Genomic DNA, 15,287 nt, shown 5'->3' with positions numbered 1-15,287 from the left:
TTAGTTACATTTTAAATGTAAAATATAATTTTCATTTTAAATTTGTAACTGAAATAGTCATTAGTGTTTTAGGAATGTAACTGTTGCTGCATCTTTGCCTTATCAAATTGAAAAAACAAATTAAAATATATAGTTATGTGCGGAATAGTATGTGCCTTTGATTTAAAACAAAAAGCGGAAGTTTTAAGACCACAAGTATTGGAAATGTCTAAAATTATCCGTCACCGTGGACCGGACTGGAGTGGAATTTTCAGTAATGAAAAAGCTATTTTGTCTCATGAGCGTTTGGCAATTGTTGATCCAGCTTCAGGGAAACAACCTTTATTTAGTGAAGATAAACAACTTGTTTTAGCAGCTAATGGTGAAATTTACAACCACAGAGAATTGCGTAAACAATTTGAAGGAAAATATAACTTTCAAACGGAAAGTGACTGTGAAGTTATTTTAGCACTTTATAAAGAAAAAGGACCTCATTTTATAGATGAAATGAACGGAATTTTTGGATTTGCTATTTATGATGTAGAAAAAGATGAGTATTTTGTCGCTCGTGACCACATGGGAATTATTCCATTGTACATCGGTTGGGATCAACACGGTACTTTTTATGTAGCTTCAGAATTGAAAGCTTTAGAAGGATATTGTACAAAAATCGAATTGTTTCCTCCTGGACATTATATGTCAAGCAAAGACGGAGAATTTGTACAATGGTACAAAAGAGAATGGGTTGATTATGATGCTGTAAAAGACAACGTAACTAGCATTGACGAAATTAAAGTAGCGCTAGAAGCAGCGGTTCACAGACAATTGATGAGTGATGTGCCTTATGGAGTATTGCTTTCAGGAGGGTTAGATTCTTCTATTACTTCGGCGGTGGCCAAAAAATATGCGCAAAAAAGAATAGAATCTGGTGATGTTGCGGATGCTTGGTATCCTCAATTGCATTCATTTTCGGTAGGATTAGATGGTTCTCCAGATTTAGCGGCAGCTCAAATAGTTGCAGATCATATTGGAACCATTCATCACGAAATAAAATTCACTATTCAAGAAGGTTTGGATGCGGTTAAAGATGTAATTTACAACTTGGAAACCTATGATGTCACTACGATTAGAGCCTCAACGCCTATGTGGTTAATGGCGCGAGTTATTAAATCAATGGGTATTAAAATGGTATTGTCAGGTGAAGGAGCGGATGAGTTGTTTGGAGGTTATTTATACTTTCATAAAGCGCCAAATGCAAGAGAATTTCACGAAGAGAACGTACGTAAATTAGGTAAATTACATATGTATGACTGTTTGCGTGCAAACAAGAGTTTAGCGGCATGGGGAATTGAAGGACGTGTGCCATTTTTAGATAAAGAATTTATGGATGTGGCGATGAGAATCAACCCACAAGATAAAATGATAAACAAAGAGCATCCAATGGAAAAATGGGTGGTTCGTAAAGCTTTCGAAGATATGTTGCCACCAAGTGTAGCTTGGAGACAAAAAGAACAATTTAGCGATGGAGTTGGTTACAGTTGGATTGATACTTTGAAAGAAGTAGTGGCCGTGGAAGTTTCAGACGAACAATTAGCAAATGCTAAATACAGGTTTCCTTTGCAAACGCCAACTTCTAAAGAAGAATATTATTATCGTTCTATATTTCATGAGCATTTTCCGAGCGATGCCGCAGCATTGTGTGTACCGCAAGAAGCAAGTGTGGCCTGTAGCACAAAAATTGCATTAGAATGGGATGAAGCATTCAAAAACATGAATGATCCTTCAGGAAGGGCAGTTGCGAGTGTACATGATGATGCCTATGTAAAAGCATAAAAATATTTTTTTGGTATAAATAACTTTTAGAATTTACAAATAAGAAAACGTTCTCCATTTCGAGAGCGTTTTTTTGTGTTAAAAAATCAACATAATGTTAATAACTTAACTGCTTAAAAAGTGATTTTAACGGTAATATAATTTGCGTTTTTATATATTTGCGTGTTAGACAAAAATTACATTTTTTTAGAATAAAATATATGAGCGAAGAAATCAAGAAGGACAATTATTCAGCAGATAGTATTCAAGCATTAGAGGGAATGGAGCACGTAAGAATGCGTCCATCGATGTATATTGGAGATGTGGGTGTTCGAGGACTGCATCATTTAGTTTATGAAGTAGTAGATAACTCTATCGATGAGGCAATGGGAGGCCATTGTGATACAATAATAGTTGATATAAATGAAGACGGGTCTGTTTCTGTTGAAGATAACGGACGTGGGATTCCAGTAGGGATTCATAAAAAAGAAGGAGTTTCGGCATTAGAGGTTGTAATGACTAAAATTGGTGCCGGAGGAAAATTTGATAAGGATTCCTATAAAGTTTCTGGTGGACTTCACGGTGTTGGGGTTTCGGTGGTAAATGCATTGTCAAACCATTTGAGAGCTACTGTTCATAGTAGTGACGGAAAAGTATACGAACAAGAATATGAAAAAGGAAAAGCGCTATATCCGGTAAAACAAATCGGTGTAACTACAAAAAGAGGGACGATTGTCACTTTTTACCCGGACGAAACCATTTTTACTCAAACTACTGAGTTTTCTTACGATACGTTGTCGGCTCGTATGCGTGAATTGTCATACTTGAACAAAGGAATTACAATCACATTTACAGATAAAAGAGAACTAGATAAAGACGGAAATTTTGTTTCTGAAATTTTCCATTCTACCGAAGGTCTTAAAGAATATATCCGTTATTTAGATGGAAATCGTGAGCCAATAATTGCGCACGTTATTTCTATGGATAATGACAAAGGAGAAATTCCAGTTGAGGTGGCGTTGATTTACAATACAAGCTACACGGAAAATATTTTTTCGTATGTAAATAATATAAATACACACGAAGGAGGAACGCACTTGCAAGGTTTTAGAACTGGTCTTACCAGATCGTTGAAGAAATATGCAGATGCTTCGGGAATGTTGGATAAACTGAAATTTGATATTTCAGGGGATGACTTCCGTGAAGGATTGACTGCTATTATTTCAGTAAAAGTAGCGGAACCACAATTTGAGGGACAAACCAAAACTAAATTAGGAAATAGAGAAGTTGTTTCGCCGGTAAGTCAGGCTGTTGGAGATATGATTGAAGCTTATTTGGAAGAAAATCCAAATGATGCTCGAATCATTGTTCAAAAGGTAATACTTGCAGCCCAAGCGCGTCACGCAGCTAAAAAAGCGCGTGAAATGGTACAGCGTAAAACCGTGATGGGTGGTGGTGGATTGCCGGGAAAACTTTCTGATTGTTCGGAGCAGGATCCTGCAAAATGTGAAGTATATCTTGTCGAGGGAGATTCGGCGGGTGGAACTGCAAAGCAAGGTCGTGATCGTGCTTTCCAAGCTATTTTGCCATTACGTGGTAAGATTTTGAATGTGGAAAAAGCGATGGTTCACAAAGTTTTTGAAAATGAAGAGATTCGAAATATTTTTACGGCTCTTGGAGTTACCATTGGAACTGCAGAAGACAGTAAAGCCTTGAATATTGAAAAATTACGGTACCATAAAGTAATTATTATGTGTGATGCCGATGTCGATGGTAGTCATATTTCTACTTTAATTTTGACATTCTTCTTTAGATTTATGAAAGAATTAATCGAAGAAGGTCATGTATATATTGCCGCACCACCTTTATATTTAGTTAAAAAAGGAAATAAGAAAGAATACGCTTGGAATGATGTACAACGTGATCAGGCGAATGAAAGAATGGGCGGAAGCGCAGGAATTCAACGTTATAAAGGTCTTGGAGAGATGAACGCAGAGCAATTATGGGAAACCACAATGGATCCAAGTTTCAGAACGTTGCGTCAGGTAACTATTGATAGTTTGGCGGAAGCCGACAGAGTATTCTCGATGTTAATGGGAGACGAAGTGCCGCCAAGAAGAGAATTTATTGAGAAAAATGCAGTTTACGCTAATATAGATGCTTAATTAAAAAGTTTATTCGTTGATTGGTTATTTGTTTAATCGATTCAACGGTTAAACAAATAACCAAATAAACATAGAAACATGAAAGTTACCATTGTAGGAGCAGGAAATGTAGGTGCAACCTGTGCAGATGTAATTTCTTATAGAGGAATTGCTAGCGAAGTAGTATTATTGGATATTAGAGAAGGTTTTGCTGAAGGTAAAGCTTTGGATATCATGCAGTGCGCTACAAATACTGGTTTTAATACCAAAGTATCAGGTGTTACTAACGATTATTCTAAAACAGCAGGAAGCGATGTAGTAGTAATTACATCCGGAATTCCAAGAAAACCTGGGATGACTCGTGAAGAACTAATAGGCATCAACGCAGGAATTGTGAAAACAGTTGCTGAAAATGTATTGAAGCATTCGCCGGATACTATTATAGTGGTAGTTTCTAATCCTATGGATACAATGACTTATTTGGCTTTAAAATCTACAGGATTACCAAAAAACAGAATTATAGGTATGGGTGGAGCATTGGATAGCTCGCGTTTTAGAACGTATTTATCTTTGGCTTTAGACAAACCTGCAAATGATATTTCGGCAATGGTTATCGGTGGACATGGTGATACTACTATGATACCTTTGACGCGTTTGGCATCTTATAATGGAATCCCGGTAACTGAATTTCTTTCGGAAGAAGTATTGCAAAAAGTAGCTGCTGATACCATGATAGGTGGAGCGACGCTGACAGGACTTTTAGGTACTTCCGCTTGGTATGCTCCTGGAGCTTCAGTTGCTTATTTGGTAGACAGTATTTTGAATGATCAAAAGAAAATGATTGCTTGTTCTGTTTTTGTCGAAGGAGAATATGGTCAAAATGATATCTGTATTGGTGTACCTTGTATTATTGGTAAAAATGGAGTGGAAGAAATTCTTGACATTACACTAAATGAGCAAGAAAAAGCCTTATTTGCTAAAAGTGCTGATGCAGTTAGGCAAATGAATGATGCCTTAAAATCAATTTTGGTATAATATTTTAATTATAAAACAGAGAAGACTGCACTTTTGCAGTCTTTTTTTTGAGATTAATCAATAAATAAATTGGTTAATCTTAACGTTAATTATATATTTGCTCGGTTTAAAAAAATTGATGTAATTCCTGATGTTCCTTTTTGGTTCCAAAAAACGATCGAAAGTCTTACTCTATAAGGTTTAAAGCAAAAATAAATAAATAAAAAATAATTAATTTTTAGTAATAATGCAGAATAAAGGACTTATTAAATTTTTCGCAATTCTATTTGCATTGGTAAGTATTTACCAACTTTCTTTCACTTTTGTCGCAAGCAAAGTAAAAAATGATGCAAAATCTTTTGCCGGTGGGAATACTGAGAAAGAAGTTAAATATTTAGATTCTATCGGTAAGGAAAAAGTATTTAATCTTGGATTCACAGATTTTACTTTTAATGAAGTAAGCGATAAGCAAATTAATAAAGGTCTTGACTTAGAAGGAGGTATTAATGTAATACTTCAAATCTCTGTTAAAGATATATTGAAAGGATTATCCAATAATTCAAAAAATCCAATTTTTAATAAATCTTTGGCTGATGCTACTGCAGATTTACAAGGAAATAAATCGTATTTAGATAAGTTCTTTGATGCTTTTGAAGCAAATTCAAAAGGAACTGTTAAGTTAGCTTCTCCTGATATTTTTGCAAACAGAAGTTTACAAGGTGAAGGTGGAGTAGATTTTCAGATGACTGATGCACAAGTAAAAAAGGTAATCTCCAGGAAAGTAGATGAGTCTGTAGAAAGTGCTTTTGGTGTTTTGAGAAAACGTATCGATAAATTTGGTGTAACACAACCGAATATTCAAAAATTAGGAGAATCCGGAAGAATCCTCGTGGAACTTCCTGGTGCTAAGGATGTAGATAGAATTAAAAAATTATTACAAAGTACCGCTCAATTAGAGTTCTGGGAAACGTATAAAATTGATGAAATTGGTAATTTTTTAATGGCTGCAAATGAGTCATTGAAAAAAACTGAAATCAATAAAGTTGAGGTTAAAACTGTTGCGAAAGATTCTTTGAGTGCTTTGTTAACAGATGGAAAAGATTCGGCAGCAACTAAAAAAGGAAATAATCCTTTATTAGATAAAATTATTGGTCAAGGTGGAGGACCGGTTTTAGGTCTTTTCTCTCCAAAAGATACTGCTATTGTAAACGGATATCTAAAAAGAGCTGATATTAGAGTTTTATTGGCGGGTGATCAACGGTATGCAAAATTTGTGTGGGGTAAACCAACTACAATTAAGGATGCTAAAGCAAAAGACATTGATGCAGTTGAATTGTATGCTTTGAAAGGAAATAGAGACAATGTGCCTTCAATGGGTGGTAGTGTTGTGACTGATGCGAAAGATACTTTTGATCAATTAGGAAAACCAGCTGTTTCTATGCAAATGAATAACCAAGGTGCTAAAGCTTGGGAAGAGTTAACAGGTAGGGCCTATACACAAAAAAGCAATATTGCTATTGTTCTGGATGATATTGTATATTCTGCTCCAGGTGTTTCCAGTGGTCCAATTTCAGGAGGTAGATCTGAAATTTCAGGAACTTTTGATGTTACTGAAACAAAAGATTTAGCGAATGTTTTAAGAGCAGGTAAATTACCGGCTGCTGCAGATATCGTTCAATCAGAAGTGGTAGGACCATCCTTAGGTCAAGAAGCTATTGATAATGGTACAACTTCTGCACTTGTAGGATTGCTTTTGGTATCACTTTGGATGATCGTTTATTATGGAAAAGCAGGTTGGTATGCTAATATTGCATTGGCAGTTAACTTACTATTCTTATTCGGAATTTTAGCGAGTTTAGGAGCTGTATTGACATTGCCAGGTATTGCCGGTATCGTTTTAACGATGGGTACTGCTGTTGATGCGAATATCATTATCTATGAAAGAGCAAAAGAAGAGTTGCGTGCTGGGAAAACATTAGGTGAAGCAGTAATTGCTTCTTACAGTTGGAAAGGTGCTATGCGTTCTATTGTAGATGCAAACGTTACGCACATTTTAATTGGTACAGTATTGTTTGTTTTTGGTTCAGGACCAATAAAAGGTTTCGCAACAACATTACTTATTGGTATTATTACCTCTTTATTTACTTCTATATTCATCGCAAGAATTTTTATAGACAAGAATATTGTTGGTAAAAATGACTTGTCATTTGTTACTAATTTCTCTAAGAACTTTTTTACTAACTTCCATTTTGATTTCTTAGGTGTTAAAAAATGGACCTATTTGTTCTCAAGTATTGTTGTTATTGTTAGTTTTGTTTCATTATTTACAAATGGTTTAGATCAAGGTGTAGATTTTGTTGGAGGTAGAACTTTTCAAGTGCGTTTTGAAAAACCAGTTAGCGCTGAAGTAGTAAAAGCAGAATTAGCAAAAGTATTTGAAGGAAGTGCAGAAGTAAAAATATTTGGTAATGATAACCAATTAAAAATTACTACTAAATATAAAGTACAAGAACATGGAACCCAAGCTGATGAACAAGTAAATAAGTTATTGTATGATAATTTAAAAGTCCATTTTTCTAAAGATTTAACGTATGATAAATTTGTAAATGCTTATGATGGAAAGAAATTAGGTATTTTACAAGCTTCTAAAGTTGGACCAACGGTAGCCGAAGATATTAAAACAAATGCATATTGGGCAGTTCTTGGAGCAATGCTAATTGTATTTTTATATTTGTTTATCAGTTTTAGAAAATGGCAATATGGTTTGGGAGCGATTGCTGCTGTAGCGCACGATGTTATTTTCGTATTAGGAATTTACTCTTTATGTTATAAATTTATGCCTTTCGGTATGGAAATCGACCAGCATTTTATTGCTGCGATTCTTACCGTTATTGGGTACTCTATGAATGATACTGTTATTGTATTTGACAGGGTTCGTGAATTCTTAGACGGAAAAACTAAAGGTAATTTTGGAGAAATTGTAAACAAATCAATTAATTCAACAATGTCCAGAACGATCAATACTTCTTTAACAATGATTGGTGTATTATTAATCATGTTTGTTTTTGGTGGAGAATCAATCAGAGGATTCATCTTTGCAATGTTAGTAGGTATTATTGTAGGAACTTATTCATCATTGTTTATCGCTACACCAGTATTAGTAGATACGATTTCAAGAGCAGACAAAAAAATAATCGAAAAACAGCATTCAGAAGTTTAAGATTTATTTATAAGTTAAGAAAAGATTCAACGAAAGTTGAATCTTTTTTTTTTGGACAAAATAGGAGGATTAATTTCAAATGACAAATTTTAACGCAATAGATTAAGGGTAGTTATTTGTTAAGAAATTAAATATCCTTTTATGTACAGGAGAACTTTTTTTATTTTAATTATTGTTTTAGTTATAATATCTTTTATGCTCAAGATTTAAATCATAAAATGAAGCTGGGTTTTCATTATGGATTTGGAAACGAAATAAAAAATGGTGATTTTACCCACACCAATGACTATTATAAATTTCAGTTGTATTGTGAGCTAAAAGCAAGTAAGAATTTCAATTTTGAACTGTTACTTCAGCCAGAATTTAATAATACTACGCATCAGCTTATAGATATTTATTTCATTCAGGAAAATGATCCTAATTATATAGAAAAACGATAAAAATTTTCTGCTTTGAGACAAATTAAAGAATATGTTTTGAATTTAGGTTTTATTAAGAAAGCCAATCTCAAAATCGTTTAGTGTCTACTTGTTGGGAAGCGTTAGGCCTATGATTATCGACAATGAGATAGAGCTACTTTCGAAAAGTTTTGTTTTTTCAGGTGTTTTGGCTTTAGGGTCTTCTTTAAAAACAGGCAAAATATCATTTAATATGACCAAACATTCAAACATTCGTCATGTTTCTAATGGAGGACTTTAAAGTCCAAATCTTGGTTTTAATACTTTTAATATAGAATTTGGTTTTTTCTTTTTCTATTTAAATCTTGTTTTTCCTAAATCGTATTATTTGTGTGGATCTAAATTAGATATTATGTAAAAGTTTATATTATCAAAGTATCAAATTTTATATATTTACTTAATATTTGTTAAATCAGACTACTTTAACATAGATTAAATGAAAACCTGCGAATAATGGAAAAATTTATCAAGTCTTTCGTCTTTATTTTTTTAATTGCTAATTCCTTTAATTCAAATATTTATGCTAAGAAAAGGAGTAGTTGTCATCAAAGAAGTAGTGTCGGAATTGATGATAGGAATGCTTTAAAAAATGGCATTTTAATACATAGTATTCCAAATATTGTTGCATCCCCGCCATCCGTTACGACTCCTATATATTATTGTCAAAATAGTGTTGCAGTACCATTGACCGCAACCCCTTCGGTAGGAGGGACTTTAATTTGGTACGGCACAGTAGCAAGTGGAGGTGTTGGGTCTGCAACTGCACCAACCCCATCTACAACAACTGTTGGGCAAACAAAGTATTATGTAAGTCAGGATGATGGAACAGGAGAGAGTACTAGGGCCGAAATTATAGTGAATATAGTGGCTGATAATGGAGCAGCTATTTTAAACTTTAGATGTGATCCTACGCAGGCTACAACTACTACATCAGTGTTTTTTGATTGGTCTAATAATCCGCTTATTTCTAATACTTATAATTATTCTTATTCTATTAATGGAGGAGCAACAGTTACAGGTACTACAGGTGTTTCGCATCAAGAAGTTTTTGGTGTATCACCGGGAGAATCTGCTACATTGACATTGACATCAGCAACACATCCATGTGTTCCTTCTAAGACTATAACTTGTACAGTGCCTTGCGGGGCTTCAACTGCAACACCTAATTTTCCTGCCATAGCATCTTTTTGTTCAGGAACTGTAGCGCCTATTTTGACAGCAGCATCACCAAATGGTATCATTGGTACCTGGTCACCTGCAATAATAAATAATACAACCAGCGGAAGTTATGTATTTACTCCAAATCCAATATTATTCCCTTGTGCTACAACACAAACGCTTGCAGTAACTGTTACTCCATTAGCAACACCAACTTTTACGACTATTCCAACTACTGTTTGTCAAAATGCTACAGCACCAATTTTACCAACCAGTTCTACCAATTCTCCTGCGATTACGGGTACTTGGAGTCCGGCTACTGTTAATACGACTGTTTTAGGTTCAGTAACTTATACTTTTACACCTAATACAGGCCAATGTGTTTCGGCTACACTAACAACTGTTTCTATAAATATTGTGCCAATTGTAGCACCTAATTTTGCTAATATTCCTCCCTTTTGTAGTGGAACTACTGCACCTCTTTTGTCCAGTATATCTCCGAATGGAATTGTTGGCACTTGGTCCCCTTCAATAATGAGCAATACGACAAGTAGAAATTATTTATTTACGCCAAATGCGAATCAATGTGCAACAACTCAAACCTTGAGTGTTGTCGTAACACCAAAAACAACTCCAAACTTTGCGGCTATACCTGCTTTTTGTACCGGAACTACAGCACCAATACTAGCTTCTACATCTCCAAACGGGATCAATGGTACTTGGTCTCCTGCGACAATTAATAATACAACGAGCGGAAGTTATGTATTTACGCCAAATACAACTGAATGTGCAACTATACAAACATTAACCGTAACAATTAACCCACTCATCCAGCCTAGTTTTGCTGATTTGTCTATTTGTTCTGGAACTATTGCACCTCTTTTGCCCAACACGTCTCCAAACGGAATTACCGGAACTTGGTCCCCAGCAATTATTAATAATATCACGAGTGCGGCTTATGTTTTTACTCCAAATCCAAATCAATGTGCAACGTCAAAAAGCATTAATGTTACAGTTAATCAAGCCACTCTTGGTAGTGTAAATTGGACAGTTACAGAGGCATTTTCCAAAAATCAAATTGTAACGATTAATGCTATGGTAGCAGGAGACTATTTGTATCAATTGGATGATGGTCCATTTCAGGAAAGTCCTGTTTTTGAATATGTTTCTTTAGGAACACATTCTATTACTGTAAAAGATAAGAATGGCTGTGGTTTTCCAATTACAAGAAATAATGTTTTGGTAATTGATTATCCTAAATTTTTCACACCTAACAATGATGGTTATAATGATACTTGGAATATTTTTAGTTTACGAGATCAGACTAGTTCTAAAATTCTAATATTTGATCGATATGGAAAGCTTTTGAAAGAAATTAGACCAAGTGGTTTAGGTTGGGATGGAACTTATATTGGCCAGCCAATGCCAGCGAATGATTACTGGTTCACTGTTGAATACACAGAACAAGATATTCCTAAAAAGTTTAAATCGCATTTTTCTTTAAAACGATAGAACAAAAAAGCTTCCAAAATTTTGAGGGCACTGAAAAACTACTTGAAATACGGAAAATGGAAACACCTAAAAAGGAGCGAAAACACTATGGTTTCACTCCTTTCAGTTGTTATAAATACCTTGTGGTCACTTAAAATTAAATTTCAAAAAAAGCGATTAAATAAGATCAAAGCCTTATTTAATCGCCTTTTGAAAAGAGACTTTTTTGTGCCTTCAAAATTTTGGAAGCTTTTTTTATGATTCTAAAAGATTTAATGTTCTACAAGATTTAATGTTCTACTTTAACAGACTTTTCGGCGGTAAAAACAAAATACAATCCTATTAGAATAAAAGGAATGCTTAGCCATTGTCCTGTAGAAAGTAAACCCAGTTCATTTTCAAAACCGCCCTGACTCTCTTTTACTGATTCGACAACAATACGTACTGAAAATAAAAGCACCAGAAACATACCAAATAAATAACCGGATTTAAGTCTTGCTTCTGTTTTCCAATACATGAAAAATAATAGGGCAAATACAAAAATATAGCAAAATGCTTCATATAATTGTGTAGGGTGCTTTGCAGGAACTTGTTCTAATAATACTGCAAATTTTGGGTCTGTCATAATAGCATGGTAAGCATTATTTGGATTCGGTATTTGAGTTGCATTTACAGCATCTGCAGGACTGAATTTATCGCGTAGAAAACGTATTCCGAATGCCGATGTAGTCTCTTTACCTACAATTTCCGAATTGAAAAAATTACCTAATCTCACAAAAATAGCACCACTTGCAACCGGTATAACAACTCTGTCTAAAATCCACAATTGAGGTTTTTTTAATACATTTTTGCTGTAAAAATACATAGCAATTATGATTGATATTGCAGCTCCGTGACTCGCTAAACCCTGAAAGCCTGTAAATTCAAATTTAGGTGAGAATCGAAATGGTAAGAATATTTCCAGTAAGTGATTGCGAAAATATTCCCAATCATAAAATAAAACATGTCCTAGTCGCGCTCCAATCAATGTTGCAAGAACAGTCCATATAAAGAGAGAATCTAATTTTTCTATGGATTCGCCTTCACGTTCAAAAATATTTTTCATGATGTACCAGCCTAATCCAAAAGCAACTACAAACATCAGGCTATAATAACGTATTACAAAAAAACCCAGATCAATTCCTTCTGATGGATTCCAAACTATGTTCAAAGCGTGTGTCATTTAATATTGTTTTTTATGAATTGTAAAAATATATATTTAAAGTAAAAATAGTACTTATATAAAGTTAATGTTTATGATTACATTTTTTTTTAGGAACGGGATCGTAACCACTTTTTCCCCAAGGATGGCAGTTTAAAATTCTTTTGATGCCTAAAAAACCTCCATAAAGTAATCCGTGTGTTTGCAATGCCACAATCATATAGGAAGAACACGTAGGTTCAAATCTACATGCTGAGGGTGTAAAAGGAGATATTGCGGTTTGGTAAAACCGAACAAGAACTATAAATGGAAAAATTAGGATTCTTGAAAGCATCATTCTGTTTTTCGGATTTAAAACTTCAACATTCAATATTTGTTATTCAATATTTTAATCTGTCCTCTGAAATCGGTTGTCTAGATGCTAAAAGTCGTGCCTTCTTTTCCATCTTTCAATTGAATACCTAAAGAGATCAATTGGTCCCGAATCTGGTCTGATAGAGCGAAATTTTTATTGTCTCTGGCTTGTTTTCGCATTTCAATCAACATATTTACCGTGCCTTCTAATTTATCATTAGTGCTATCAGAAATTTTCTCATCCTCTAATCCTAGAACATCAAATACAAACCCATTAATGCTAGCAGTAAATGTTTTTAAGTCTTCGGCGGTTAGCGTTTCTTTTCCTTCTTTTAATAAATTGATAAAACGAACACCTTCAAATAATTGTGCAATTAGAATAGGGCTGTTAAAATCATCATTCATCGCATCATAACAAGACTGTTTCCAAGCAGCAATATCAATTGTGGAGTTTGTACCTGCGTTTAAATTTTTTGTAGTATCTACCGCTTCCATTAGTCTCTTGTATCCTTTTTCAGCTGCAACAATAGCATCATCAGAAAAATCAAGAATGCTTCTATAATGGGCTTGTAACATAAAGAAACGCGCTACTGATGCCGAAAAAGCTTTGCTTAAAATACTATTTTCTCCAGTTAATATTTCTCTTGGTAAAATATTATTCCCGGTAGATTTAGCCATTTTTTTGCCGTTTAGCGTCAGCATATTCGCATGCATCCAATAATTAACGGGAGTTTGCCCGGTACAAGCTTCATTTTGCGCAATTTCACATTCATGATGAGGGAATTTCAAATCCATTCCGCCTCCGTGAATGTCAAAATGATTGCCTAAATATTTGGTGCTCATGGCAGTGCATTCAAGATGCCATCCAGGGAAACCATCGCTCCAAGGCGAAGGCCAACGCATAATATGTTGTGGTTCGGCTTTTTTCCAAAGCGCAAAATCTTGTGGATTTCTTTTGTCGCTTTGTCCGTCAAGATCTCTGGTGTTAGCAAGCATGTCTTCAATATTGCGACCGCTTAATCTACCATAATGGTTGGTTTCATTGAATTTTACCACATCAAAATAAACAGATCCATTGGCTTCATAACCAATTCCTTTGTCGATAATAGTCTTGATAATTTCAATTTGTTCAATAATATGACCCGTTGCCGTTGGTTCAATACTTGGTGGCAAAAAGTTAAAAGCATTCAAAATATCATGAAAATCCACGGTGTAACGTTGTACCACTTCCATTGGTTCCAATTGCTCTAAACGTGCTTTTTTGGCAATTTTATCCTCACCTTCATCTACATCGTCCACAATATGACCTACATCAGTAATATTACGAACGTAACGCACTTTATAATCCAAATGCAAAAAGTACCTAAAAATCACATCAAATGACATGAATGTTCTCACATTACCAAGATGTACATTGCTGTAAACCGTTGGTCCGCAAACATACATTCCAACATTGCCTTCATGAATAGGTGTAAATGTTTCTTTTTCTCCCGAAAGAGAATTGTATATTTTTAGAGTTTGACTTTTATATAATGGCATTTGTGTTTTTTTTGGAGCTTTTCCCGCTGTTCGCTATATCTTTCCAGTCCTGAACTTGTTTCAGGATCCTGAAACAAGTTCAGGACTGGAAAGGATACTGCTTCCATCAGGGCTAGGGCTTTATCGGTTAAATAGAATTTATTTGTATTTTAGAACTTTGTCTCTAATTTAATATAATCCAAAAACTCTCTCTTAGTTTGAACATCTTTAAATTTTCCTCCAAATTCTGAGGTTACCGTGCTGCTTTCAATATCGCTGATTCCTCTTGAATTTACGCAAAGGTGTTTAGCGTCAATTACACAAGCCACATCCTCAGTTCCTAATGCCATTTGTAATTCTTGAACAATCTGCATCGTCAAACGCTCTTGTACCTGAGGTCTTTTAGAATAATATTCTACGATTCTATTCATTTTAGAAAGGCCAATAACTCTTCCATTAGAAATATAAGCTACATGAGCTCTTCCTATAATTGGTAATAAATGATGTTCACAAGTAGAGTAAAGAGTAATGTTTTTTTCGACTAACATTTCGCCGTATTTGTAATTGTTTTCAAAAGTAGATGCTTTTGGCTTTTTTGTAGGATTCAATCCTCCAAAAATTTCTTTTACAAACATTTTAGCAACACGATTTGGAGTTCCTTTCATGCTGTCATCCGTCAAATCCATTCCAAGGGTAATCAGAATATTTTCAACATCTTTTTTAATTTTTTCTATTTTTTCTTCATCTGAAATAGCAAATGCATCTTCTCGTAATGGATTTTTTGCACTTGTACTAATATGATTGTTTCCTATCTCGTCTTGAAATTCTTCGTTATTTATCATCAAAAAGGTACTATTATATTGGGTATGTAAATTTAAGCGGTAAAGATAATTAATAAAAACTAAAGAATTTCTATCGTTTATACTATTTAATGATGA

Annotated in this window: 10 protein-coding genes; 6 read left to right on the top strand and 4 right to left on the bottom strand. The window is 34.4% G+C overall.

The genetic code is table 11. The features are described from left to right. Nucleotides 1-135: 135 nt before the first annotated feature. The 6 genes from asnB (at nucleotide 136) to ACNQGG_RS11345 (ending at nucleotide 11,297) form a co-directional block, all read left to right on the top strand. Entirely contained in the window at nucleotides 136-1,812 is a 1,677-nt protein-coding gene (gene asnB / locus ACNQGG_RS11370; protein WP_416856856.1) for an asparagine synthase B, read from the top strand. Nucleotides 1,813-2,012: 200 nt separating this feature from the next. Next, nucleotides 2,013-3,956 (top strand): DNA topoisomerase (ATP-hydrolyzing) subunit B, encoded by a 1,944-nt coding sequence (gene gyrB / locus ACNQGG_RS11365; RefSeq protein ID WP_416856855.1) that lies wholly within the window; start codon nucleotides 2,013-2,015, stop codon nucleotides 3,954-3,956. Nucleotides 3,957-4,034: 78 nt separating this feature from the next. After that, nucleotides 4,035-4,970, top strand: a complete 936-nt coding sequence (mdh, locus tag ACNQGG_RS11360) for a malate dehydrogenase (protein WP_416856854.1) — start codon at nucleotides 4,035-4,037, stop codon at nucleotides 4,968-4,970. A 226-nt stretch (nucleotides 4,971-5,196) separates the two neighbouring features. Further along, complete coding sequence (gene secDF, locus ACNQGG_RS11355) at nucleotides 5,197-8,169, top strand: protein translocase subunit SecDF (RefSeq protein WP_417964058.1); 2,973 nt, start codon at nucleotides 5,197-5,199, stop codon at nucleotides 8,167-8,169. Nucleotides 8,170-8,387: 218 nt separating this feature from the next. Further along, entirely contained in the window at nucleotides 8,388-8,609 is a 222-nt protein-coding gene (locus ACNQGG_RS11350; protein ID WP_417964056.1) for a hypothetical protein, read from the top strand. A gap of 471 nt (nucleotides 8,610-9,080) precedes the next feature. Next, the gene (locus ACNQGG_RS11345; protein WP_417964054.1) at nucleotides 9,081-11,297 is read left to right on the top strand and encodes a T9SS type B sorting domain-containing protein; all 2,217 of its coding nucleotides are present in this window, start codon (nucleotides 9,081-9,083) and stop codon (nucleotides 11,295-11,297) included. A 268-nt stretch (nucleotides 11,298-11,565) separates the two neighbouring features. Here the strand turns inward: ACNQGG_RS11345 and lgt are convergent, their stop codons facing one another. From lgt to folE, 4 genes are all read right to left on the bottom strand, one after another. Continuing rightward, nucleotides 11,566-12,498: a prolipoprotein diacylglyceryl transferase gene (gene lgt / locus ACNQGG_RS11340; RefSeq protein ID WP_417964052.1), complete on the bottom strand. Its 933-nt coding sequence runs from the start codon at nucleotides 12,496-12,498 to the stop codon at nucleotides 11,566-11,568. Nucleotides 12,499-12,562: 64 nt separating this feature from the next. Then, a complete protein-coding gene (gene yidD, locus ACNQGG_RS11335) occupies nucleotides 12,563-12,811 on the bottom strand; it encodes a membrane protein insertion efficiency factor YidD (RefSeq protein WP_417964200.1) in 249 nt (82 codons plus the stop codon). Between the two features lie 80 nt (nucleotides 12,812-12,891). Continuing rightward, nucleotides 12,892-14,370 carry a cysteine--tRNA ligase gene (gene cysS, locus ACNQGG_RS11330; protein WP_417964050.1) on the bottom strand — a complete coding sequence of 493 codons (1,479 nt, stop codon included), beginning with the start codon at nucleotides 14,368-14,370 and terminating at the stop codon, nucleotides 12,892-12,894. A 149-nt stretch (nucleotides 14,371-14,519) separates the two neighbouring features. Beyond that, entirely contained in the window at nucleotides 14,520-15,191 is a 672-nt protein-coding gene (gene folE, locus ACNQGG_RS11325; RefSeq protein ID WP_417964048.1) for a GTP cyclohydrolase I FolE, read from the bottom strand. Nucleotides 15,192-15,287 lie beyond the last annotated feature (96 nt).

Origin of the sequence: Flavobacterium esculini (assembly GCF_048284325.1) — a bacterium.
In the GTDB taxonomy this organism is placed as follows: domain Bacteria; phylum Bacteroidota; class Bacteroidia; order Flavobacteriales; family Flavobacteriaceae; genus Flavobacterium.
Note: the sequence above shows the minus strand (reverse complement) of the source record. Positions and strands in the feature narration are given on the sequence as shown.

Excerpts from the sequence above, each read along its gene's own strand:
- asnB (WP_416856856.1), top strand. The coding sequence starts at position 136 with ATGTGCGGAATAGTATGTGCCTTTGATTTAAAACAAAAAGCGGAAGTT.
- gyrB (WP_416856855.1), top strand. The coding sequence starts at position 2,013 with ATGAGCGAAGAAATCAAGAAGGACAATTATTCAGCAGATAGTATTCAA.
- mdh (WP_416856854.1), top strand. The coding sequence starts at position 4,035 with ATGAAAGTTACCATTGTAGGAGCAGGAAATGTAGGTGCAACCTGTGCA.
- secDF (WP_417964058.1), top strand. The coding sequence starts at position 5,197 with ATGCAGAATAAAGGACTTATTAAATTTTTCGCAATTCTATTTGCATTG.
- ACNQGG_RS11350 (WP_417964056.1), top strand. The coding sequence starts at position 8,388 with ATGAAGCTGGGTTTTCATTATGGATTTGGAAACGAAATAAAAAATGGT.
- ACNQGG_RS11345 (WP_417964054.1), top strand. The coding sequence starts at position 9,081 with ATGGAAAAATTTATCAAGTCTTTCGTCTTTATTTTTTTAATTGCTAAT.
- lgt (WP_417964052.1), bottom strand. The coding sequence starts at position 12,498 with ATGACACACGCTTTGAACATAGTTTGGAATCCATCAGAAGGAATTGAT.
- yidD (WP_417964200.1), bottom strand. The coding sequence starts at position 12,811 with ATGCTTTCAAGAATCCTAATTTTTCCATTTATAGTTCTTGTTCGGTTT.
- cysS (WP_417964050.1), bottom strand. The coding sequence starts at position 14,370 with ATGCCATTATATAAAAGTCAAACTCTAAAAATATACAATTCTCTTTCG.
- folE (WP_417964048.1), bottom strand. The coding sequence starts at position 15,191 with ATGATAAATAACGAAGAATTTCAAGACGAGATAGGAAACAATCATATT.